At 42.5% G+C, this 22487-nt stretch carries 28 protein-coding genes; all 28 read left to right on the top strand.

What is annotated here, in order from left to right; translation table 11 throughout:
- Nucleotides 1-123: 123 nt before the first annotated feature.
- The 28 genes from spx to rplV all read left to right on the top strand — a co-directional run bounded on the left by spx (nucleotide 124) and on the right by rplV (nucleotide 22484).
- On the top strand, nucleotides 124-522 hold the full coding sequence (gene spx / locus E2R31_RS03170) for a transcriptional regulator Spx (protein WP_000591165.1): 399 nt from the start codon (nucleotides 124-126) through the stop codon (nucleotides 520-522).
- Between the two features lie 63 nt (nucleotides 523-585).
- Nucleotides 586-1155: an SP0191 family lipoprotein gene (locus tag E2R31_RS03165; RefSeq protein WP_000724879.1), complete on the top strand. Its 570-nt coding sequence runs from the start codon at nucleotides 586-588 to the stop codon at nucleotides 1153-1155.
- Nucleotides 1156-1242: 87 nt separating this feature from the next.
- Nucleotides 1243-1509 carry an IreB family regulatory phosphoprotein gene (locus E2R31_RS03160; RefSeq protein WP_000507060.1) on the top strand — a complete coding sequence of 89 codons (267 nt, stop codon included), beginning with the start codon at nucleotides 1243-1245 and terminating at the stop codon, nucleotides 1507-1509.
- A 3-nt stretch (nucleotides 1510-1512) separates the two neighbouring features.
- Nucleotides 1513-1932, top strand: coding sequence for a Holliday junction resolvase RuvX (gene ruvX / locus E2R31_RS03155; RefSeq protein WP_084948329.1), 420 nt, complete (start codon nucleotides 1513-1515; stop codon nucleotides 1930-1932).
- A 15-nt stretch (nucleotides 1933-1947) separates the two neighbouring features.
- Nucleotides 1948-2253, top strand: a complete 306-nt coding sequence (locus tag E2R31_RS03150; RefSeq protein ID WP_000017624.1) for a DUF1292 domain-containing protein — start codon at nucleotides 1948-1950, stop codon at nucleotides 2251-2253.
- Between the two features lie 207 nt (nucleotides 2254-2460).
- A complete protein-coding gene (locus tag E2R31_RS03145) occupies nucleotides 2461-3711 on the top strand; it encodes a bifunctional folylpolyglutamate synthase/dihydrofolate synthase (protein WP_162284877.1) in 1251 nt (416 codons plus the stop codon).
- A gap of 91 nt (nucleotides 3712-3802) precedes the next feature.
- The gene (locus tag E2R31_RS03140; RefSeq protein WP_132972773.1) at nucleotides 3803-4258 is read left to right on the top strand and encodes an SP_0198 family lipoprotein; all 456 of its coding nucleotides are present in this window, start codon (nucleotides 3803-3805) and stop codon (nucleotides 4256-4258) included.
- Between the two features lie 185 nt (nucleotides 4259-4443).
- Complete coding sequence (locus tag E2R31_RS03135) at nucleotides 4444-5595, top strand: iron-containing alcohol dehydrogenase (RefSeq protein ID WP_132972771.1); 1152 nt, start codon at nucleotides 4444-4446, stop codon at nucleotides 5593-5595.
- 104 nt (nucleotides 5596-5699) lie between these two features.
- Nucleotides 5700-6968 carry a glycosyltransferase gene (locus E2R31_RS03130; RefSeq protein WP_132972769.1) on the top strand — a complete coding sequence of 423 codons (1269 nt, stop codon included), beginning with the start codon at nucleotides 5700-5702 and terminating at the stop codon, nucleotides 6966-6968.
- A 3-nt stretch (nucleotides 6969-6971) separates the two neighbouring features.
- Entirely contained in the window at nucleotides 6972-7952 is a 981-nt protein-coding gene (locus E2R31_RS03125; RefSeq protein WP_132972767.1) for an NAD-dependent epimerase/dehydratase family protein, read from the top strand.
- On the top strand, nucleotides 7927-8742 hold the full coding sequence (locus E2R31_RS03120) for an MBL fold metallo-hydrolase (protein WP_132972765.1): 816 nt from the start codon (nucleotides 7927-7929) through the stop codon (nucleotides 8740-8742). The genes E2R31_RS03125 and E2R31_RS03120 overlap by 26 nt, the downstream gene beginning before the upstream one ends.
- Complete coding sequence (locus tag E2R31_RS03115) at nucleotides 8720-9982, top strand: F390 synthetase-related protein (protein WP_132972763.1); 1263 nt, start codon at nucleotides 8720-8722, stop codon at nucleotides 9980-9982. Before E2R31_RS03120 ends, E2R31_RS03115 begins: the two co-directional genes overlap by 23 nt.
- A gap of 14 nt (nucleotides 9983-9996) precedes the next feature.
- A complete protein-coding gene (locus tag E2R31_RS03110; protein WP_132972761.1) occupies nucleotides 9997-10941 on the top strand; it encodes a 3-oxoacyl-[acyl-carrier-protein] synthase III C-terminal domain-containing protein in 945 nt (314 codons plus the stop codon).
- A 135-nt stretch (nucleotides 10942-11076) separates the two neighbouring features.
- The gene (gene cls, locus E2R31_RS03105) at nucleotides 11077-12609 is read left to right on the top strand and encodes a cardiolipin synthase (RefSeq protein ID WP_132972759.1); all 1533 of its coding nucleotides are present in this window, start codon (nucleotides 11077-11079) and stop codon (nucleotides 12607-12609) included.
- A gap of 74 nt (nucleotides 12610-12683) precedes the next feature.
- Nucleotides 12684-12827 carry a hypothetical protein gene (locus E2R31_RS09825; protein WP_000934190.1) on the top strand — a complete coding sequence of 48 codons (144 nt, stop codon included), beginning with the start codon at nucleotides 12684-12686 and terminating at the stop codon, nucleotides 12825-12827.
- A 35-nt stretch (nucleotides 12828-12862) separates the two neighbouring features.
- Complete coding sequence (locus tag E2R31_RS03100) at nucleotides 12863-14419, top strand: damage-inducible protein CinA (RefSeq protein WP_132972757.1); 1557 nt, start codon at nucleotides 12863-12865, stop codon at nucleotides 14417-14419.
- A gap of 116 nt (nucleotides 14420-14535) precedes the next feature.
- Nucleotides 14536-16743, top strand: coding sequence for an anaerobic ribonucleoside-triphosphate reductase (gene nrdD, locus E2R31_RS03095; RefSeq protein ID WP_165941780.1), 2208 nt, complete (start codon nucleotides 14536-14538; stop codon nucleotides 16741-16743).
- A gap of 11 nt (nucleotides 16744-16754) precedes the next feature.
- Complete coding sequence (locus E2R31_RS03090) at nucleotides 16755-16895, top strand: hypothetical protein (protein WP_000521635.1); 141 nt, start codon at nucleotides 16755-16757, stop codon at nucleotides 16893-16895.
- A gap of 43 nt (nucleotides 16896-16938) precedes the next feature.
- Entirely contained in the window at nucleotides 16939-17439 is a 501-nt protein-coding gene (locus tag E2R31_RS03085) for a GNAT family N-acetyltransferase (RefSeq protein ID WP_132972753.1), read from the top strand.
- 4 nt (nucleotides 17440-17443) lie between these two features.
- Entirely contained in the window at nucleotides 17444-18040 is a 597-nt protein-coding gene (gene nrdG, locus E2R31_RS03080) for an anaerobic ribonucleoside-triphosphate reductase activating protein (protein ID WP_132972751.1), read from the top strand.
- On the top strand, nucleotides 18037-18666 hold the full coding sequence (locus tag E2R31_RS03075) for a uridine kinase family protein (RefSeq protein WP_132972749.1): 630 nt from the start codon (nucleotides 18037-18039) through the stop codon (nucleotides 18664-18666). The genes nrdG and E2R31_RS03075 overlap by 4 nt, the downstream gene beginning before the upstream one ends.
- 264 nt (nucleotides 18667-18930) lie before the next feature.
- Nucleotides 18931-19239 carry a 30S ribosomal protein S10 gene (gene rpsJ, locus E2R31_RS03070; RefSeq protein ID WP_001284513.1) on the top strand — a complete coding sequence of 103 codons (309 nt, stop codon included), beginning with the start codon at nucleotides 18931-18933 and terminating at the stop codon, nucleotides 19237-19239.
- Nucleotides 19240-19321: 82 nt separating this feature from the next.
- The gene (gene rplC / locus E2R31_RS03065; protein WP_000160197.1) at nucleotides 19322-19948 is read left to right on the top strand and encodes a 50S ribosomal protein L3; all 627 of its coding nucleotides are present in this window, start codon (nucleotides 19322-19324) and stop codon (nucleotides 19946-19948) included.
- Nucleotides 19949-19972: 24 nt separating this feature from the next.
- Entirely contained in the window at nucleotides 19973-20596 is a 624-nt protein-coding gene (gene rplD, locus E2R31_RS03060) for a 50S ribosomal protein L4 (RefSeq protein WP_000024537.1), read from the top strand.
- Nucleotides 20596-20892 carry a 50S ribosomal protein L23 gene (locus E2R31_RS03055; protein WP_001055347.1) on the top strand — a complete coding sequence of 99 codons (297 nt, stop codon included), beginning with the start codon at nucleotides 20596-20598 and terminating at the stop codon, nucleotides 20890-20892. The genes rplD and E2R31_RS03055 overlap by 1 nt, the downstream gene beginning before the upstream one ends.
- 17 nt (nucleotides 20893-20909) lie before the next feature.
- Nucleotides 20910-21743, top strand: a complete 834-nt coding sequence (gene rplB / locus E2R31_RS03050; protein ID WP_000512910.1) for a 50S ribosomal protein L2 — start codon at nucleotides 20910-20912, stop codon at nucleotides 21741-21743.
- Between the two features lie 103 nt (nucleotides 21744-21846).
- Nucleotides 21847-22128 carry a 30S ribosomal protein S19 gene (gene rpsS / locus E2R31_RS03045; protein ID WP_000533766.1) on the top strand — a complete coding sequence of 94 codons (282 nt, stop codon included), beginning with the start codon at nucleotides 21847-21849 and terminating at the stop codon, nucleotides 22126-22128.
- Nucleotides 22129-22139: 11 nt separating this feature from the next.
- Nucleotides 22140-22484 (top strand): 50S ribosomal protein L22, encoded by a 345-nt coding sequence (rplV, locus tag E2R31_RS03040; RefSeq protein ID WP_000818137.1) that lies wholly within the window; start codon nucleotides 22140-22142, stop codon nucleotides 22482-22484.
- The last annotated feature ends 3 nt before the right edge of the window (nucleotides 22485-22487 follow it).

Genomic DNA, 22487 nt, shown 5'->3' with positions numbered 1-22487 from the left:
CAAGAAAAAAGTACGGAAATCGCTAAAAAAGTTAAATTTTTTTAAAAATAGGTCGCAAGTCGGATGTTTTTTATGGTATAATAGACTAAACTGATAGTAACATGTAGCGAAAGGGGTAGGCACATGATTAAGATTTATACCGTCTCCAGTTGCACAAGCTGTAAGAAAGCGAAGACTTGGCTCAACGCACACCAGTTAAGTTATAAAGAACAAAACCTTGGTAAAGAAGGGATTACGAGAGAAGAACTGCTTGATATTCTGACAAAGACAGATAATGGAATTGCCAGCATTGTATCATCAAAAAACCGCTATGCGAAAGCTTTAGGAGTTGACATCGAAGATTTGAGTGTGAATGAAGTACTCAACTTAATCATGGAAACACCACGGATCTTAAAAAGTCCTATTCTAGTTGACGAGAAGCGTTTGCAGGTCGGTTACAAAGAAGATGATATCCGTGCCTTTTTACCACGCTCTGTCCGTAATGTAGAAAATGCAGAAGCACGTTTGCGTGCAGCTCTATAAACATCGAGGCTGGGGTATCTCCTAGCCTTGTTCATTTTTTATCAAAAAATTATGTGAGGAATTATGAAAAAGATAGTAATTGGCGCAGCTACTCTCCTCCTGCTACTTGCAGGATGTGGCCAAAAGAAGGAAACGACATCCAGTTCAAAACATGAATCCGAAACGCTCCAGTCTACTCTGCCCGTTTTGGAAAATGCGGAAAAGAATACGGTTGTGACCAAGACTTTGATTTTCCCTGAGTCAGGAGATGGCGTCAAGCAAACGCAAACCATCACCTATAAAGGGAAACAATTTCTAAAATTGGTTATTCGGCAGATACGGCCCTTAAGTGAGGAATTGAAATCCTTTATCGCTGACCACGGTCTTGAAGAAACTCAAAAAGCTCTTTTAGAAGCAGAAGAAAAGGATGAAATGCTTCAGGAAGCGCGCAAATTGGCAGGTTTTACACTTGAAACCAAACTGCTCAGTGAGACTGAAATCCAGACCACAACGACCTATGATTTACAAGTCTTGGATGTCAAAAAGGCGTCACAGACAGATTATTTGAAAAATCTTGGCTTAGAGACTCTTTTGAAAAATGAACCAAGCCAATATATCGCAGACAGAGTGGCAAATGGTGCGACAGAACAGTAAGAAAATCCAAATAAATGGATTGACTTAATTGTAGAACGTAAGGAAATATGCTATAATAGTACTATTCTAAGGAAAGAGGGTGTTAGAATGGGATTTACTGAAGAAACTGTACGTTTTAAATTGGATGATTCCAACAAGAAGGAAATCAGTGAAACGTTGACAGATGTCTATGCTTCTCTGAATGAAAAGGGTTATAATCCGATAAATCAAATCGTCGGTTATGTATTGAGTGGAGACCCTGCCTACGTTCCTCGTTACAATAATGCACGAAATCAAATTCGTAAGTATGAGCGTGATGAAATTGTTGAAGAATTGGTGCGCTATTACCTTAAAGGACAAGGAGTCGATCTATAATCTATGAGAATTATGGGATTGGACGTCGGTTCAAAAACAGTGGGTGTTGCGATTAGCGATCCACTAGGCTTCACCGCTCAAGGACTTGAAATCATCCAGATTAATGAGGATCAGGGCCAGTTTGGTTTTGACCGTATCAAGGAATTGGTTGATAGCTATAAGGTGGAACGTTTTGTAGTAGGTCTGCCTAAAAACATGAACAATACCAGCGGTCCGCGAGTAGAAGCTAGTCAAGCCTATGGAGCAAAACTAGAGGAACTTTTTAGTTTGCCAGTAGACTATCAGGATGAGCGCTTGACGACAGTCGCAGCTGAGCGTATGTTGATTGAACAAGCAGATATCAGCCGTAACAAACGCAAGAAAGTTATTGATAAGTTGGCTGCTCAGCTGATTTTGCAAAATTATTTAGATAGAAAATTTTAAGACAGAGGAGAAACTATGTCACACGATCACAACCATGACCACGAAGAACGCGAATTGATTACACTAGTAGACGAGCAAGGAAATGAAACCTTGTTTGAAATTCTTTTGACGATTGATGGGAAAGAAGAGTTTGGTAAAAACTATGTTCTCCTAGTGCCAGTTAACGCAGAAGAAGACGAAAACGGTGAAGTTGAAATCCAAGCTTACTCATTCATCGAAAACGAAGACGGAACAGAAGGCGAATTGCAACCAATCCCAGAAGACTCAGAAGACGAATGGAATATGATTGAAGAAGTCTTCAACAGCTTTATGGAGGAGTAAAAACGTCCAGGGGACGTTTTTAGCCCAACTCCTAAAAATTGGAAGAGTTGGAACATCCAGTGGATGTTTTTAGCCCACGTTGAAATTCATAGTAGCTAGTGATTAGCTAACCAGGTAAGAGGTTGGAATTTTTGTCCCGACCTCGCTTTTTATTTGTAATCATACTTTGATGCAGTAGTTGATTGTACTTTTGTTAAGGAGATGTGTGTGTTTGAAGTAGAAGAATGGCTGCATAGTCGGATTGGTTTAAACTTTAGATCTGGTCTTGGACGAATGCAGCGAGCTGTGGATTTGCTGGGAAATCCTGAGAAGACTTATCCTATTATCCACGTAACAGGGACTAACGGTAAGGGGTCAACTATCGCCTTTATGAGGGAGTTGTTTGTAGCTCATGGAAAAAAAGTTGGCACTTTTACCTCTCCTCATATCGTCAGTATCCATGATCGAATCTGTATCAATGGGCTACCGATCGTAGATGAAGACTTTACCCGTATAGCTAACCAAGTTAAGGAGATGGAAAAAACTCTTTTGGAAACTCATGACCAGTTGTCCTTTTTTGAGTTGCTGACCTTGATTGCTTTCCTCTATTTTAGGGAACAAGAAGTGGATTTGGTTTTGCTAGAAGTGGGGATAGGTGGTCTACTTGATACCACTAATGTCGTAACAGGAGAGATTGCAGTTATTACTTCGATTGGTCTAGATCATCAGGAGACCTTGGGCGATAGTTTGGAAGAAATAGCAGAGCAGAAAGCTGGTATCTTCAAGGCCGGCAAGAAGGCGGTCATTGCCAAGCTCGCTCCAGAAGCGGAGCTTGTCTGTCAAAGTAAAGCGAGAGAGTTAGCTGTTGACCTTTATCAAGCTGGGCAAGACTTCGCTTTGAAAGTTGGAAATTTCTCAAGTAGGATAGAAAGCTTTTCACAACTTAAAATCAGTTTGGAGGGTGCTTATCAGCAAGAAAATGCCGCCTTGGCTTTACAAACTTTTCTTCTGTTTATGGCGTCAAGAGGTGAAAGGGTCGAAGAAGAGTTTGTCAGACGGGCTTTGAAGGAGACACATTGGGCAGGTCGATTAGAACGGATTCGCCCGAAAATCTACCTAGATGGGGCTCACAATCTTCCAGCCTTGACTCGTCTAGTCGAGTTTATCCAGGGGAAAATCCAGCAAGGCTATCAGGTTCATATCCTTTTTGGTGCCCTTAAACGCAAGGATTATCAGGGGATGTTAGGCTATCTAACGGAGCAGTTGCCTCAGGTAAAACTTAAGGTAACAGGCTTTGACTACCAAGGCTCTCTGGATGAAAAGGATGTGGCGGGTTACGATTTGATTCCTTCCTATGGGGACTTTATCAGAGAATTTGAAGAAAAGGCCAATAACCAGAACTTGCTTTTCGTGACGGGGTCACTCTACTTTATCTCGGAAGTTCGAGCGAGTTTGGTTGGAAGCGATGGGACTAGTTGACCTTCTAGGTTTAAGTTGCTATACTGAAGGTAGGAGGTACATCTGGAAACGATTCCAGCAAAACATTGGCACAAAAAGAAAGGAAATCGCTATGAAAACGAAAACATTCACACTTTCTATTGCTTCCCTAGCAATTCTTAGTCTTTTAGCAGCTTGTGGACCTAAGGCACAAGCCCCTACCCAGCAATCTGCACAGCAATCATCTTCTCAACAAGAATCATCTTCTAGCGCTGCAACAAGTGCCAGCCAACCACAAGCCTCCTCAAGTCAGGACACTACTGTAGCTCAACCTACGAACATCGATGGTACCTACACTGGAAAAGATGAGAATGCCCAGATCACTCTAGTTGTAACAGGTAAGACTGGTACATGGACTGAGGTCGAGCCAGATGGAGATAAGGAAATCAAACAAGTTAGTTTTGAGCCGGAAAATCAACGTGTCATCATCGGTGATGATGTCAAGATTTACGCAGTTAATGATAATCAATTGATTATCGACGATATGGACCAAGAGGCATCTGACCGAGTAGTCTTAACGAAACAATAATGATTAAGTAAAAGTTCCAATGAGATGAAATCCATCTTTTTGGAGCTTTTTTTCTTGAAAAAGTGGCTGGCTGTTCTTTACTAACTTTTTACTTAAAACGCTTACAAATATTTGTAAAACTTCTTATAAGGTCGTATACTTATAGTAAATAATCAAATAGCGCAGAGGCGCAGGAGGAAAAGCATATGGCTACATTTTACGTTCCATCAGTTAACCTTATTGGTAAAGGTGTTGTAAATGAAGTAGGTCCGTATATCAAGGAACTGGGGTATAAGAAGGCCCTTTTGGTAACAGATAAGTTCATCGAAGGCAGCGATATTTTACCTAAGGTCCTAAAACCACTAGATGCTGAAGGGATTGAATATGTGATCTTTAGCGATGTTGAGCCAAATCCGACTTGCAAGAACGTCACAGACGGAGTGACTGCCCTGAAAGAGCATGGTTGTGACTTCATCATCAGTCTTGGGGGAGGATCTCCTCAGGATGCGGCTAGCTGTATCTCTATCATCGCTACAAATGGTGGAAAACCACAGAATTACGAAGGTCTTCACAAGTCTGATAAAAAAGGGTTGCCAGTGGTTGCAATCAATACAACAGCTGGAACTTCTGCAGAAATTACGATTAACTATGTCATTACTGACGAAGAACGCAAGGTCAAGATGGTAATGGTTGATAAGAACAGCCTCGCTCTTATCTCTGTCAATGATCCAGAACTCATGCTTTCAAAACCGAAAGGATTGACAGCAGCGACAGGTATGGATGCTCTTACCCATGCTGTCGAGGCTTTAGTAACACCAGGTGCTTATAATGTGACCAAGAAACTCTCTATCGGAGCGATTGAACTCATCAAGGAGTATCTTCCTCGTGCTGTGGCAAATGGCCAAGATATTGAAGCGCGTGAGGCGATGGTCAATGCCATCTTCCTCGGTGGTATGAGCTTTAACAATGCTGGTTTGGGATATGTTCATTCTATGGCTCACCAACTCGGTGCGGTATATAACTTGCCGCATGGTGTCTGCTGTGCCATGCTTCTTCCAGTTGTAGAGCGTGAAAATGCCAAACGTGTACCAGAAGCTTTCCGCAATGTAGCCAAGGCTTTGGGACTTCATGTGGAAGGGAAAACAGACCAAGAATGTGCGGCCTATGCTATCGCTGAAATTGAGAAACTGTCTGAAACAGTAGGTATTCCGAAGAAACTCACTGAACTCGGTATCGAAGAAAAAGACTTTGACTTTGACTACCTTTCTAAGAATGCCTTGATTGATGCATGTGCGCCAGGCAATCCATTTATGCCAACCTTGGAAGAAACCATTGCTCTCTACAAAGAACTCTTCTAAAGATTAAGTAGAGCGGAAGCGACGTATCCCCCAAAATATAAATAATATTGGAAAGAACTATCATTTTGGTAGTTCTTTTTTTAAAAATTTGCTATCCTAGACATATGAGAAAAATCAAAATTGATGTGGTTGTAGTGCCCTTAAGTGGGCATCTCTTCCCAACCTTGAATCTACTCGCACCCTTGTTGAAGGATCCCTTGTATGAGATTCGATTATTTACAGGACCACAACGAAAAGTTGTCGCAGAGGAGATGGGATTCCAGGTGATTCCCATTTTAGAAAATTCTGTAGATGAATTTGAGCGCGTAGCCAACAATGAAGGGCAATTAAACCTTATTTCTGCTTATCGACAGTTGTCAGCTAGTCTTGATTTGATCGATGTGGTGTCTGACCAACTAGTGCAAGAGTGGCAGGAAAATCGACCTGATATTGTGATTGCCGACTTCATCACCTTATCTGGGGGGTTAGTAGCGGAACAGTTGGGAATCCCTTGGATTACCACTATGGCGACACAATTTGCCATTGAAACGACAGATGGACCGCCTTGTTTCTTTGGAGGAATGGGCAGTCCAAAGACACCGTTCCAATCTGTCCAGCAATGGCTGGGGAGAAAAGTGACTCGTTTAGGGAAACGAATCGTAACCTTTTTATTGAGAGAACGCTTAAAACGTTACGATTTTAAGTTCTACAATCAGAAAGGTCAAGAAACTATCTATTCCCCCTATTCTATCTTAGGGATTGGGATGAAAGAGTTGGAGCTGAAAAGTGGTTTTCCAGAGCATTACCTTTGGGTGGGACCTTTTGGCTCTTCGATTGAGAGGGCAGAAAATTATCCCCTCGATTTGTCTCCTTTTTTAGGTTATAAGAAGGTCCTTGTATCCTGCGGCACTCAGCTAGCATGGGCTAAAGACAACCTCCTCTACCAGACACAACAATTGGCAAAAGCCCATCCGGACTGTCACTTCTTTGTGACTCTGGGGTTTGGCGGACAAGACTTCCAATGTGAAGAGCTCATGGACAATGTTTCTGTGGTATCCTATCTTCCCTATAAGGAATACATTCCTCAGATGGATTATGTGATTCATCATGGTGGTGCGGGTATTTTTTACCAATGTATCATCTATGGCAAGCCTGCCTTGATTCTCCCTCATGACTATGATCAGTATGACTATGCGGTTCGTGGCTTAGAGGCGGGGATTGCCCTGACTGCTAAACGAGAGGATACGGAAGCGATTGGGCGAGCTTTTGATGAGTTATTGGCTGGAGATGACTGGTCAGACTTGAACAAACTCAGTCGCGCAGCCCAAGTCTATCAGCCAACAGAGATTCTGAAGAGCGAAATACATCGGCTTTTAGGGGACAAGGAGAAGTAAAAAATGAAGAAAGTATTGGTAACAGGTGCTACGGGCTTTCTAGGTAAGTATGTTGTTGAAGAACTCAGTCAGCAAGGCTATCAGGTACGTGCTTTTGGACGCAATCGCAAGGTGGGTCAGTCTTTGGAGAACTCCCTAGTATCATTTTTTCAGGGAGATTTGACCAAGCAAGAGGATTTGACTCAGGCTTGTCAGGGTATGGACATGGTTGTGCATGCGGGAGCTCTTTCTACCGTTTGGGGTCCTTGGGAGGATTTCTACCAGACAAATGTCTTAGGGACCAAGTATGTTCTGGATGCTTGCCGAGAGGCTGGTATTCAGCGTTTGGTTTATGTGTCCTCGCCTAGCATCTATGCTGCGCCTCGAAATCAGCTAGCTATCAAAGAAAGTGTTGCGCCTCAGGAAAACAATCTGAACAACTACATTCGTAGTAAGCTGGCTTCGGAGAAGCTGTTTAAGGATTATCCCGATGTTCCGAGTATTATTTTACGACCTCGTGGGCTTTTTGGGATTGGGGATACCAGTATTTTGCCCCGAGTTCTCAAACTCAGTCAGAAGATTGGCATTCCCTTGATAGGGGACGGTCGTCAGCTCATGGATATGACCTGTGTGGAAAATGTCGCTCTGGCAATTCGCTTGGCACTAGAGGCCCCTCAAGCTAGTGGCGAAGTTTATAATATTACCAATGGGGAACCAAGAGCCTTTAAGGATTTGATAGAAGAAACCCTGAGAGGACTGGGCTATCCGATAACATACAGAAAAGTGCCGGCTCCTCTTCTTTCAGCTATTGCAAGTAGTTTGGAGTTTCTTTATAAGACCTTGAAACTCAAAGGCGAGCCAGCTCTGACACGCTATACCTATTATCTGCTCCGTTATAGCCAGACGTTGGACATCAGCAAGGCGGAGCGAGACTTGGGGTATCGCCCTCAAATCAGTATTTCGGAAGGGATTGAACAATATGTCCAAGATTATCGAAAGCATTGATTATTTCCCTGCCGGATATTGTACTAGTTATGCGGCTTTGCTATTCAAGGGAGTCAAGAATCAAAAGATGACCTTCCCAGCTGGTGTCTTTCTGATTAAACACAGAGACAGGGGCTATCTCCTCTATGACACAGGTTATCACTACGATATTAAGACTCGGCTTCGCTATGGTTTCTATAGACTAGGAACACCTGTTCAAATGACGGAAAAGGACCAGATTTCACATTTGTTGGAAGCCAAGGGAATCAAACCAGAAGAAATAAATTATGTCATCCTATCTCATCTACATCCAGATCATCTGGGAGGAGCTAGCTTCTTTCCTCATGCAACCTTTATCCTGACTAAAGAGGTATATGAAGTCTACCAAAAACCCAAGTTGAAAGACTTGATTTTAAAGGAGTTTTTACCAACTTCTTTTGAAAAAAATCTAACTATTATCAGAGCTGACCAGCAACACCCAGCATTTCCCTATCGTCTGATTAGTGATCTTTTCGGAGATGGCAGTATCCTAATAGCCTCTGTTGACGGGCATGCCAGGGGGCAAGCTTGTCTGTGCCTTCCAGAGCTTAATCTTCTCATCGCAGCAGACCTCTGTTGGGGAATTGACCTCTTGCCTTACACCAAGCAGATGCACCTGCTTCCTTCCCTGGTGCAGGACAATAAGGCAGACTATATCAAGGGGACAGAGTTTCTGGAGGAAGTCCTGAGAGACGGTATTGAGGTAGTTGTTAGCCATGACCCTGTAGAAAGGATCGAGCGGATTTTGTATGAAAAAAATAACCTTTCTTAAAACCTTTATCCAAACGCGTTGGCTTCATCATTTCAAATCTCGAGAAGCTTTAGAAAACTATCAGAAAAAGCAATTAACCAACTATATGGACTTTTTAAAGCGAGAGTCGCCCTACTTTAAAAATGGAGTTCCTAGCAACTTTGACCATATGGACAAGGCCTTTATGATGGAACATTTCAATGAGCTCAACACCCAAGGAGTGGATAGAGATGAAGCCTTGGCCTTGGCTATTGAAAGTGAACAGACCCGTGATTTTACCGAGCTCAAAGGTGAAGTGGCGGTTGGGCTGTCTTCAGGGACGTCTGGACATCGAGGCCTCTTTATCACAACAGAGAAAGAGCGAAGTATGTGGGCAGCGGCTATCTTGGCAAAGATGTTGCCAAAGGGGCAGCTTTTTGGGCACCGTATCGCCTTTTTCCTGAGAGCTGATAATGAACTCTATCAGACCATCAATACGGCGCTCATTCGTCTAGAGTATTTTGATATTTTCAAACATACAGATGAGCATATAGAGCGACTCAACAACTATCAACCAACGATTATTGTGGCACCAGCCTCAATGTTAATTGAATTGAGCAAGCGTCTCAAGGATGGAGAGTTAGCTATTCACCCACAAAAAATCGTTTCGGTGGCGGAAATCTTGGAAGATAGTGATAGGGGACGGATTGCAGAAGCCTTTTCTTTATCCATTATTGACCAAGTTTATCAGGCGACAGAAGGTTTCCTAGCCTGCACTTGCTCAGCTGGCAATTTGCATCTCAACGAAGATATTATCTATGTGGAAAAAGATTATCTGGATGATCGCCGTTTTTATCCAGTGATTACGGACTTTAAACGAAGCAGTCAGCCTGTTTATCGCTACCAGCTCAATGATATCTTGGTTGAAAATCCGGAGCCTTGTCCCTGTGGCTCCTGCTATACACGGATTGACAAGGTCGAAGGACGTTCTGACGACATCTTCTATTTTGAAGGACTAGATGGGGGACAGGTGACCATCTATCCAGACTTTATCAGACGGTGCATCCTCTTTGTGGAGAATGTGGGAGATTATCAAGTTAAGCAACATTCTGAGAAATTAGTGGAAGTTTGTCTAAGCCAACGAGATGAGGATGTAGAGACAGCAATTTTAGCACAGTTCCAACTCTTGGCCCAGCAAAAAGAGTTCATAGTTCCTCAAATCCAATTTTCAGATTATCACTGGGATACTAGCCGTAAACTCAAACGAATTCAACGTTTATGAAAGGAAAAAAGACAATGACAGAAGTAAAAAGACATGTAGAAATCGCAGGTTATGGTGTTTGCCTTCCCAAGCATACCGTTCAATTCAAAGACCAGACCCGTTATCGTGTAGTTGAAAATGAAGAAACGCAACTTGACTTGGCAGAAGGAGCTATCCAGCGTGCACTTGAACATGCAAATCTGGATATTAAAGATATCGATTGTCTTGTATCAGCTAGTGCAGTTGGTGTTCAGCCTATTCCTTGTACGGCTGCCTTGATTCATGAGCGCGTGGCAAAAGAACTCTCAATCCCGGCTATGGATATCAATACGACCTGTACCAGCTTTATTTCTGCTCTATCGACCATGTCCCACTTGATTGAGGCGGGCGAATACAATTGTGTCTTGATTGTGTCTAGTGAGGTTGGAAGTTTAGGGCTAAATCCCAAGCAAAAAGAAAGTTTTGAACTCTTTAGTGATGGGGCAGCAGCCTTTATTTTCCAAAAAAGTCATCAGGAAAAAGGGGTCATTGCAAGTCTCCAACGTACTTGGTCAGAAGGGGCTCACGATACGGAGATTCGTGGAGGTCTGACTTCTTTTCAACCAAAAGAGTACTCTGAAGCGACTAAGACCAACTATATGTTTGACATGAAGGGGAAGAAAATCCTCCTCTTGTCTGCTCGTAAAATCCCAGTCATGTTTGAAGAGTTTCAAGAAAAAACACAGCTAGCCTTGGCAGACGTGGACTATATCATTCCTCACCAAGCAAGTCGCGCTCTTCCTTTGGTCATGGAAAAACTAGGTGTGGCCGAGGATCGGTACCTCAATCTCGTCACTGACTATGGAAATATGGTGTCAGTCTCTGTACCGTTTGGCTTGGCTTATTCTTTAGATCATGGGCTGGTCAAGGAGGGAGATGTCGTCTACCTTATGGGAACCGCAGCTGGTATGACGGTCAATATGTTGGCTCTGAAATTGTAACAATCATCTAAACACGGAACGGCTGGAACTTTAGCAAAGGTAAAAGGTTGCCATCTCCCCCTGAACTGAGGTATACTAGTAGAAACATTAGTTTATCAAGCGGTTAAGGAGAATGTTAGAAAAGGAAGGGGATGTATGACAGCTAGAAAAATGCAGCTACTCATGTCCAAATATGGTTTTAGTATTACCATTATGTTGGCAGAGTTGTTTATCGTCTTTGGTTTATTTATCTATCTAGGACAGATGGCTCCGATTCTCTGGATTATCCTTGTCATTTTAGTAAGCTTAGCGACCATTGTATCGATTGTCAATCGGTCCATGAATCCTGAGAGTAAGGTAACATGGCTGTTAGTAGCCTTTGTGCCAGTATTTGGCCCCTTGCTCTATATCATGTTTGGAGAACGCCGTCTATCGAAAAAAGAAATGAAACAGCTAAAGCAGCTTCAATCAATGGTTGACAGAGAGGATAATAGCAGAACCCTCCGTTTGGAGTTAAAGGAAGAGGATAAGTCGGCTTACGGAGTCATCAAATCCCTCCTCAGTATGGATACGAATGCGGATGTCTATAATCGAACAGATACCCATTTCTTCCCTTCAGGTGAAAGTATGTGGCGCCAGATGTTGGAGGATCTCAAAAAAGCTGAGAAATTTATCTTTCTCGAATACTATATCATCGAAGAAGGCTTGATGTGGAACAGCATTTTGGAGATTTTGGAAGAAAAGGCTGCTCAAGGAATAGAAGTCAAACTCCTCTATGATGACATTGGTTGTATGGCTACCCTGCCTGGAGATTATACCATCCAGCTTCGTGGACGAGGGATTGAAGCCCATAAATTTAACAAGGTGATTCCACGCTTGACCGTCGCCTATAACAACCGTGATCACCGTAAAATCATGATTATCGATGGGCAGATTGCCTATACAGGTGGTGTCAATCTGGCAGATGAGTACATCAACCATATCGAACGCTTTGGTTATTGGAAGGATAGCGGTATTCGGTTGGATGGGCCGGCTGTAAAGGCTTTTACCAGGCTCTTTTTATCCACTTGGTATATCAACCGTGGAGAGATTAGTGATTTTGATCAATACCATCTCGAGAATCAACCCAAAGATGGGATGGGACTTTGCATTCCCTATAGTAGTGGGCCAAAACCTATCTATCGCTCCCAGGTTGGGAAAACGGTCTATCAAAACCTTATCAATCAAGCTACAGATTATGTCTATATCACGACTCCTTACCTGATTGCCGACTATGATCTCACCGAAAGTATCAAAAATGCAGCTCTGAGAGGGGTAGATGTGCGAATTGTGACGCCATATATCCCAGATAAGAAGGTCATCCAATTGGTTACTCGCGGAGCCTATCCTGACTTGTTGTCTGCTGGAGTTCGCATTTACGAGTACAGTCCCGGATTTCTTCACAGCAAGCAAATGCTTGTCGATGGAGAGGTGGCCACTGTGGGAACCATCAATTTTGATTATCGTAGCTTGCTTCACCACTATGAAAATGCCGTTTTACTTTATAGAACACAGTCTATCATCGATATTGAGAGGGACTTCGAAGAGATTTTTAAGGTTTCTCAAGAAATTTATCCCCACACAATCAAAACAAGCTGGTATCAAAGCTTAATCAAGGAAATTGTCCAGTTGTTTGCGCCCATGCTCTAACTATCCACCAAGATCTAGCCCAAGGCTGGATCTTATTTTTGTCTTTTTGCGAATAGATAAGCAGGAGGATGAAAATGCTAAATCAAAAAGAATATGATTTTATCCTAGAGTTTCAAACAAGCAGTTTACACCGTTTTCGAGAGATTGAACGCTATGCTGAGCTAGATAAGAAGTTAAGGAAATATCAATCCCTAGCTGACATTCCTGTAAGATTTTGATATACTAAAACAGATAAACTTAGAGGAGAAATTGAATGAACGTATACGAGGGAAAAGACGAACAGCTAGAAGAATTTCGATACCAGTATCGGGAACGGCTGGATCAAGAGTCTGAATTTGGACTGGAGCGAGGTAAGAAGAAACGAACTCCGCTTCCATTTTTTAGTATGGCAATTTGGAGTTTGGCTGCTACAGCTGTTTCTGTAATGTTGCCTCTGATCTTTGGTTTGGTGAGCCCCCAACAGATGCAAGATCTTTATACTGGTTGGGCGCTACATCAGAGTGGGCAGATTTACACGGATTATTATGGTTCAAATGGGCTGCTTTATTACGTACTAACCTATCTCTCTCAAGGGAATATCCTTTTTGCTTTGGTGGAGTGGTTGGCCTTGTTCGGAGCTGGTGTTTTTCTATTTAAATCCGCTGATACCTTGACAGGTCAGGGAGAACAGGCTAGACAGCTTTTGTTGATTTTCTATCTTCTTGTGGGCAGTCTGGGATTTGGCGGTAGCTATGCAGTGGTTGTGGCCTTACCTTTCCTGTTTTATAGTTTTAGCCTAGTGGCTGACTATCTGGATGATCCAAGTAACGATAAAGGTTTCTTGCGAGTTGGGATGAGTTTAGTATTGGCTTTCTTCCTATCACCTATTCCCACAACCTTGTTTGCAGCTACACTTACCTTGAGTTTGTTTGGATTTAATATTGCCAAGCGTCGATTTACTCATGGTTTGTATCAATTTTTCGCATCAGCTCTAGGATTTTCTATCATTTTTTATCCAATTGGCTACTATACAGTCTTAACAGGAACTTTTGGTGATGCGATTAGCCATACTTTGTATCCAATAGATACGCTTAGTCTATTTTCAAATGCCAATCTTATGGAGAATGCTGCTTTCTATGGTTTGCTATCCATCGGTGTTGGGACTCTGACATTGATCTTTTCAGGATTGTTTCAGACCAAGTCAGCTCAGCAATCTGCTGTCTCAATAGGCGCTATTTTAGGATTATTAGCAACTCTTTCTTTGTTAATTCTTTCAAAGGAACCTTTACATGGCTCACGTTTGGCAGCGATTTTGCCCTTTCTGACATTGTTATTGTTAACCAATATCAAAGAAGGAAGCTCTGATCGTATCAGTCGTAGTAGACGAAGAGTTCGTTCTTCATCACTCTTTGGTCGCTACCTCAAGGGAAATTTCTATCTACCATTAATTGCGATAGTCTATTTACTTTTCCTACCTGTTTTGAGTCGCTATATTTCGCATCCAAGTACTTATCAGGAACGCGAGCAACTTGCTAGCTTGGTCAAACAGCAAACGAGTTCTGAGGATCGTGTCTATGCTTGGGATGATCGTCCAGATTTTTATCGAGCAAGTGAACGCTTGGCACCAAGCTCTCTAGTAACACCGACGCTCTATACTGCAAGCGACGAGAATAAAACGAAACTAGTCAATGACTTGAAAGAAAATCAACCGAAGATGATTTTGGTCAACCAAAAGGTTGCCTTGTGGTCGGATGTAGAGAGCCTACTTAGTGAAAAATACGAGCTTGTTCAGACGGATAGTAAGGAATTCAAGCTTTATAAATCTAAATAATAAATCAATATCTTGTGTATTTTTAAAAATTTTAGAATTTTTAACACAAGATATTGATTTTTCTTTTTGGAGTGGTATAATATCATTTAAGAAGAAAAATAGAAAAGAGCATGGATATGATTGTATTAGAAGAAAACCTTGCAACCGTTCCCACTTTGTTCGTTGAAAAACGAGATGGTAGACGTGTAGTGTTTGATATAGACAAGATTGACAAAGCTCTCCACAAGGCGGCTGACAAAGTCATGGATGTGACACCCTTGGTCGAAAAACGTCTAAATGGGCTGCTTGAGCGTATTGTTGCGGAAATTCACAGTCGTTTCCCTCAAGGTGTCAAGATTTACGAGATTCAAAATATCGTAGAACATGAACTCCTTGAAGCCAAAGAATATGCGCTAGCTGAGGAGTATATCACTTATCGGACACAAAGGGATTTTGAGCGCTCAAAAGCGACAGATATCAACTTTAGTATCCACAAACTTCTTAACAAAGACCAGGCAGTTGTCAATGAAAATGCCAATAAAGACAGTGATGTCTTTAACACCCAGCGTGATTTGACAGCAGGGATTGTTGGAAAATCAATCGGCTTGCAAATGCTTCCTAAGCACGTAGCCAATGCTCACCAAAAAGGGGATATCCATTATCATGACCTGGACTATAGCCCCTACACACCGATGACCAACTGCTGTTTGATTGATTTTAAAGGCATGTTGGAAAATGGTTTTAAGATTGGAAATGCAGAGGTAGAGAGTCCCAAGTCTATCCAGACTGCGACAGCTCAGATTTCACAAATCATCGCCAACGTTGCTTCTAGCCAGTACGGGGGCTGTTCAGCTGACCGTATCGATGAAGTCTTGGCGCCTTATGCGGAGAAGAATTACCAAAAACACCTCAAGGATGCGGAAGAATGGGTCTTGCCTGACAAACGGGAAGATTATGCTTGGAAGAAAACCCAAAAAGACATCTACGATGCCATGCAATCTCTTGAGTATGAAATCAATACCCTCTTCACTTCAAATGGACAAACACCTTTTACTTCACTAGGTTTTGGTCTAGGAACTAGTCGTTTTGAGCGGGAAATTCAAAAAGCTATCTTGACCATCCGAATCAAGGGACTTGGTTCAGAACACCGCACAGCCATCTTCCCTAAACTCATCTTTACGCTGAAAAGAGGACTCAACTTAGAGGAAGGTTCACCTAACTACGACATCAAACAGTTGGCCCTCGAGTGTGCAACCAAGCGGATGTACCCAGATGTCTTATCCTATGATAAGATTATCGAACTGACTGGTTCTTTCAAGGTTCCTATGGGATGCCGTTCTTTCCTTCAAGGATGGAAAGATGAAAATGGTGTAGAAGTCAATTCAGGTCGGATGAATCTAGGTGTTGTGACAGTCAATTTGCCTCGTATCGCCCTCGAGTCTGAAGGGGATCTGAATAAGTTTTGGGAAATCTTCAACGAGCGGATGAATATCGCAGAAGATGCTCTGGTTTACCGTGTTGAACGGACCAAGGAAGCAACACCAGCGAATGCCCCTATCCTCTATCAGTACGGAGCCTTCGGTCGCCGTCTCGGAAAAGAAGAAAGTGTTGACCAACTCTTTAAGAATCGCCGTGCGACAGTTTCGCTGGGCTACATCGGTTTGTACGAAGTGGCTACAGTCTTCTTTGGAAATAGCTGGGAAAGCAATCCTGAAGCCAAGGAATTCACACTGGATATTATTCGTGATATGAAACGTCGTGTGGAAGAGTGGTCTGACCAATATGGTTACCACTTCTCTATCTACTCCACACCGTCTGAAAGTCTGACAGACCGCTTTTGTCGCTTAGACACAGAGAAGTTTGGTTCTATTCCTGACATCACGGACAAGGAATACTACACCAACTCTTTCCACTACGATGTTCGTAAAAATCCAACACCGTTTGAAAAGCTGGATTTTGAAAAAGTTTACCCAGAAGCAGGTGCGTCAGGTGGTTTCATCCATTATTGTGAGTATCCAGTTCTTCAACAAAATCCTAAAGCCCTGGAAGCTGTTTGGGACTATGCCTATGACCGTGTCGGCTATCTAGGGACCAATACTCCGATTGATCGTTGCTACAAGTGTGACTTTGAAGGGGATTTTGAACCAACTGAAAGAGGATTTGCTTGTCCCAACTGTGGCAATAGCGACCCTAAAACAGTAGATGTGGTCAAACGTACGTGTGGTTATCTGGGAAATCCTCAAGCGCGTCCGATGGTTAACGGACGCCACAAGGAAATCGCTGCGCGTGTCAAACACATGAACGGTTCGACTATTAAAACCACAGGGCACGAAGTAACAAATTAGAAGGAAATGGAATGGGGAAATACCAATTAGATGATAAGGGGCGTGCACAAGTGACCCGTTATCACGAGAAATACTCTAAAGGTGGAACAGGTAAAAAAGAACGCTTGCTCAACCTCAGAGAACAGTTTTTAAACAAGAACAAGAAAAAATAAAAGTGAGAGTTGCCTCTCGCTTTTCTCTTAATTGGAGGTAAAAATGATACTACGCAGACCAACATTGGCAGATAAAGAAACAGTTTTAGAGATGATGGCAGAGTTTGAACAGACTCAATCAGCACACGATGGCGGATTTTGGGATGCTGAGAATTTTGTTTATGAAGAGTGGTTAGAAGAAAATCTTCAAGCGGAAGCGGGACTCAATATTCCTGAAAACTGGGTTCCTGCTATCCAGCTGGTTAGTTTTGACGTAGCAGGCCAGGCTCTTGGCTTTCTCAACCTTCGTCTCCGATTAAATGACTACTTACTAGAAAATGGTGGTCATATTGGCTATTCCGTCCGCCCATCTGAAAGAGGCAAAGGTTATGCCAAAGAAGCTCTCCGACAAGGTCTACAAGTTGCTAAGGGAAAGAATATTAAACGAGCTTTAGTGACTTGTAGCACAGAAAATCCAGCAAGCCGAGCTGTTATCTTAGCTAATGGTGGGGAGTTGGAGGATGTTCGAAACGGAACGGAGCGCTATTGGATAGACTTGGAGTAAAAGGATGACATGGAATACACCAAAACCAGGTGAATGGAAAAGTGAAGAACTCAGTCAGGGGCGTATCATTGACTATAAGGCTTTTAACTTTGTGGATGGAGAAGGGGTGCGCAACTCCCTTTACGTAGCAGGTTGTATGTTTCACTGTGAGGGCTGTTACAACGTAGCGACCTGGTCCTTTAATGCAGGCATACCTTATACCCCGGAGTTGGAAGAGCAAATCATAGCAGACCTAGCTCAACCCTATGTTCAAGGTTTGACTTTATTAGGAGGAGAACCCTTCCTAAATACAGGAATTCTCTTGCCCCTCGTTAAACGCATTCGAAAGGAATTGCCAGATAAAGACATCTGGTCCTGGACGGGCTACACGTGGGAAGAAATGATGCTGGAAACTCCAGATAAACTAGAACTCTTGTCGCTGATTGACATCCTTGTCGATGGACGGTATGATAAAAGCAAGCGCAATCTCATGCTCCAGTTTCGAGGTTCCTCTAATCAACGAATTATCGATGTGCAAAAATCACTCAAAAGTGGGCAAATAGTGATTTGGGACAAGCTTAATGACGGAAAAGAAAGCTATGAACAGGTGAAGAGAGAATGAAGAAAAAAGACCTGATAGAACAACTGGTCTCAGAGATTGAAACGGGGAAAGTCAAAACACTGGGAATCTACGGTCATGGGGCTTCAGGTAAGTCTACCTTTGCTCAAGAATTATATCAAGCCTTAGATTCTACAAAAGTAAATTTGTTAGAAACAGATCCCTATATCACCTCAAAACGTCATCTGGTAGTACCAAAGCAAGCGCCAGATCAAAAAGTGACAGCTTGTCTGCCAGTGGCGCATGAACTGGCAAGTTTGCAGAGAGATATTCTCGCCTTGCAGGCAGGTATGGATGTCTTGACAATCGACGAACCTTGGAAGACTAGCGAGGTCTTGTCTGGAGCCAAACCGATTTTGATTGTCGAAGGAATGTCTGTAGGTTTTCTACCCAAGGAACTCTTTGACAAAACCATCTGCTTCTACACGGACGCAGAAACGGAATTGGAGAGGCGCCTAGCTCGAGATACTACCGTCCGAAAAAGAGATGCTAGCATTATCCTAGATACTCACAAAGAGAGACGAGACCAATATAACCGATATTATAAAGCAACTGAAAGTCAAGCTGATATATTAGTAGACCAATCAGGAAACAAGTTTCAAGTCAAAACAACCAATAATATTATATAGAAGAAAAGACAAAAATACATAATTTAAATAGGTAATCTTATCAAGGATAAACGAGAAAACAGTTTCATCTTAAAAAAAACGGAAAAAGCTCACAAATCCCTTGCAATCGCAGGGGCTTTGTGTTATTCTATTATGGTGCTGTAAATTACAGCTTTAGCTTTGATGCAAGAGGTTGCGACACGCTCGGTTGCATTGCCACGCAACGCGCGTCGGTTTTCTTGTGGAGCTAGCCTATTATCTTAAATAGACGAAAAGGAGAAAAAGATGGCAAACAAAAAAATCCGTATCCGTTTGAAAGCTTACGAACACCGTACGCTTGACACAGCGGCTGCAAAAATCGTAGAATCAGCTACTCGTACAGGTGCACAAGTTGCGGGTCCAATCCCACTTCCAACTGAACGTAGCCTCTACACAATCATTCGTGCGACTCACAAATACAAAGACTCTCGCGAACAATTTGAAATGCGTACACACAAACGTTTGATCGATATCGTTAACCCAACTCAAAAAACAGTTGATGCGTTGATGAAATTGGATCTTCCAAGTGGTGTAAACGTAGAAATCAAACTTTAATCCAAAGTTTGAAACCTTGAGCATGAAAAACGCTCGTTAAAAACTTTTTGAATAAAAAATATAGAAAAGGAACTATTTTCTCATGACAAAAGGAATCTTAGGGAAAAAAGTGGGAATGACTCAAATCTTCACTGAAGCTGGCGAATTGATCCCTGTAACAGTTATTGAAGCAACTCCAAACGTTGTTCTTCAAGTTAAAACTGTAGAAACAGACGGATACAACGCTATCCAAGTTGGTTTCGATGACAAACGTGAAGTATTGAGCAACAAACCTGCTAAAGGACATGTAGCGAAAGCTAACACGGCTCCTAAGCGCTTCATTCGTGAATTCAAAAACGTTGAAGGCTTGGAAGTTGGTGCTGAAATCACAGTTGAAACATTCGCAGCTGGAGACGTTGTTGACGTAACTGGTACTTCTAAAGGTAAAGGTTTCCAAGGTGTTATTAAACGCCACGGACAATCACGTGGACCAATGGCTCACGGTTCTCGTTACCACCGTCGTCCAGGTTCTATGGGACCTGTTGCACCTAACCGCGTATTCAAAGGTAAAAACCTTGCAGGACGTATGGGTGGCGACCGCGTAACAATTCAAAACCTAGAAGTTGTACAAGTTGTTCCAGAAAAGAACGTTATCCTTATCAAAGGTAACGTACCAGGTGCTAAGAAATCTCTTATCACTATCAAATCAGCAGTTAAAGCTGGTAAATAATAAAGAAAGGGGAAATCAGTCACAATGGCAAACGTAACATTATTTGACCAAACTGGTAAAGAAGCTGGCCAAGTTGTTCTTAACGATGCAGTATTTGGTATCGAACCAAATGAATCAGTTGTGTTTGATGTGATCATCAGCCAACGCGCAAGCCTTCGTCAAGGAACACACGCTGTTAAAAACCGCTCTGCAGTATCAGGTGGTGGACGCAAACCATGGCGTCAAAAAGGAACTGGACGTGCTCGTCAAGGTTCTATCCGCTCACCACAATGGCGTGGTGGTGGCGTTGTCTTCGGACCAACTCCACGTTCATACGGCTACAAACTTCCACAAAAAGTTCGTCGCCTAGCTCTTAAATCAGTTTACTCTGAAAAAGTTGCTGAAAACAAATTCGTAGCTGTAGACGCTCTTTCATTTACAGCTCCAAAAACTGCTGAATTTGCAAAAGTTCTTGCAGCATTGAGCATCGATTCAAAAGTTCTTGTTATCCTTGAAGAAGGAAATGAATTCGCAGCTCTTTCAGCTCGTAACCTTCCAAATGTGAAAGTTGCAACTGCTACAACTGCAAGTGTTCTTGACATCGCAAATAGCGACAAACTTCTTGTCACACAAGCAGCTATCTCTAAAATCGAGGAGGTTCTTGCATAATGAATTTGTATGATGTTATCAAAAAACCTGTTATCACTGAAAGCTCAATGGCTCAACTTGAAGCAGGAAAATATGTATTTGAAGTTGACACTCGTGCACACAAACTTTTGATCAAGCAAGCTGTTGAAGCTGCTTTCGAAGGTGTTAAAGTTGCCAACGTTAACACAATCAACGTAAAACCAAAAGCAAAACGTGTTGGACGTTACACAGGTTTTACTAACAAAACTAAAAAAGCTATCATCACACTTACAGCTGATTCAAAAGCAATCGAGTTGTTTGCTGCTGAAGCTGAATAATCTAAGGAGGAAATATCGTGGGAATTCGTGTTTATAAACCAACAACAAACGGTCGCCGTAATATGACTTCTTTGGATTTCGCTGAAATCACAACAAGCACTCCTGAAAAATCATTGCTTGTTGCTTTGAAGAGCAAGGCTGGTCGTAACAACAACGGTCGTATCACTGTTCGTCACCAAGGTGGTGGACACAAACGTTTCTACCGTTTGGTTGACTTCAAACGTAACAAAGACAACGTTGAAGCTGTTGTTAAAACAATCGAGTACGATCCAAACCGTTCTGCAAACATCGCCCTTGTACACTACACTGACGGTGTGAAAGCATACATCATCGCTCCAAAAGGTCTTGAAGTTGGTCAACGTATCGTTTCAGGTCCAGAAGCAGATATCAAAGTCGGAAACGCACTTCCACTTGCTAACATCCCAGTTGGTACTTTGATCCACAACATCGAGTTGAAACCAGGTCGTGGTGGAGAATTGGTACGTGCAGCTGGAGCTTCTGCTCAAGTATTGGGTCAAGAAGGTAAATATGTTCTTGTTCGTCTTCAATCTGGCGAAGTACGTATGATTCTTGGAACTTGTCGTGCTACAGTTGGTGTTGTCGGAAACGAACAACATGGACTTGTAAACCTTGGTAAAGCAGGACGTAGCCGCTGGAAAGGTATCCGCCCAACAGTTCGTGGTTCTGTAATGAACCCTAACGATCACCCACACGGTGGTGGTGAAGGTAAAGCACCAGTTGGTCGTAAAGCGCCATCTACTCCATGGGGCAAACCTGCTCTTGGTCTTAAAACTCGTAACAAGAAAGCGAAATCTGACAAACTTATCGTTCGTCGTCGCAACGAGAAATAATAGTAAACTAGTTGCTTAAGCAACTAGGAAATCCGCCAGCTCGGTAGCGCTCCATATGAGCGCAAGCCGCTGTGGTACAACATTTAAAGGAGAAAATATAAAAATGGGACGCAGTCTTAAAAAAGGACCTTTCGTCGATGAGCATTTGATGAAAAAAGTTGAAGCTCAAGCTAATGACGAAAAGAAAAAAGTTATCAAAACTTGGTCACGTCGTTCAACGATCTTTCCAAGTTTCATTGGTTACACTATCGCAGTTTATGACGGACGTAAACACGTACCTGTTTACATCCAAGAAGACATGGTAGGTCACAAACTTGGTGAATTTGCACCAACTCGTACTTACAAAGGTCACGCTGCAGACGACAAGAAAACACGTAGAAAATAAGGAGAACATAAATGGCAGAAATTACTTCAGCTAAAGCAATGGCTCGTACAGTACGTGTTTCACCTCGTAAATCACGTCTTGTTCTTGATAACATCCGTGGTAAAAGCGTAGCCGATGCAATCGCAATCTTGACATTCACTCCAAACAAAGCTGCTGAAATCATCTTGAAAGTTTTGAACTCAGCTGTAGCTAACGCTGAAAACAACTTTGGTTTGGATAAAGCTAACTTGGTAGTATCTGAAGCATTCGCAAACGAAGGACCAACTATGAAACGTTTCCGTCCACGTGCGAAAGGTTCAGCTTCACCAATCAACAAACGTACAGCTCACATCACTGTAGCTGTTGCAGAAAAATAAGGA

The organism is Streptococcus downii, from assembly GCF_004353325.1.
Lineage (GTDB): Bacteria > Bacillota > Bacilli > Lactobacillales > Streptococcaceae > Streptococcus > Streptococcus downii.
Note: the sequence above shows the minus strand (reverse complement) of the source record. Positions and strands in the feature narration are given on the sequence as shown.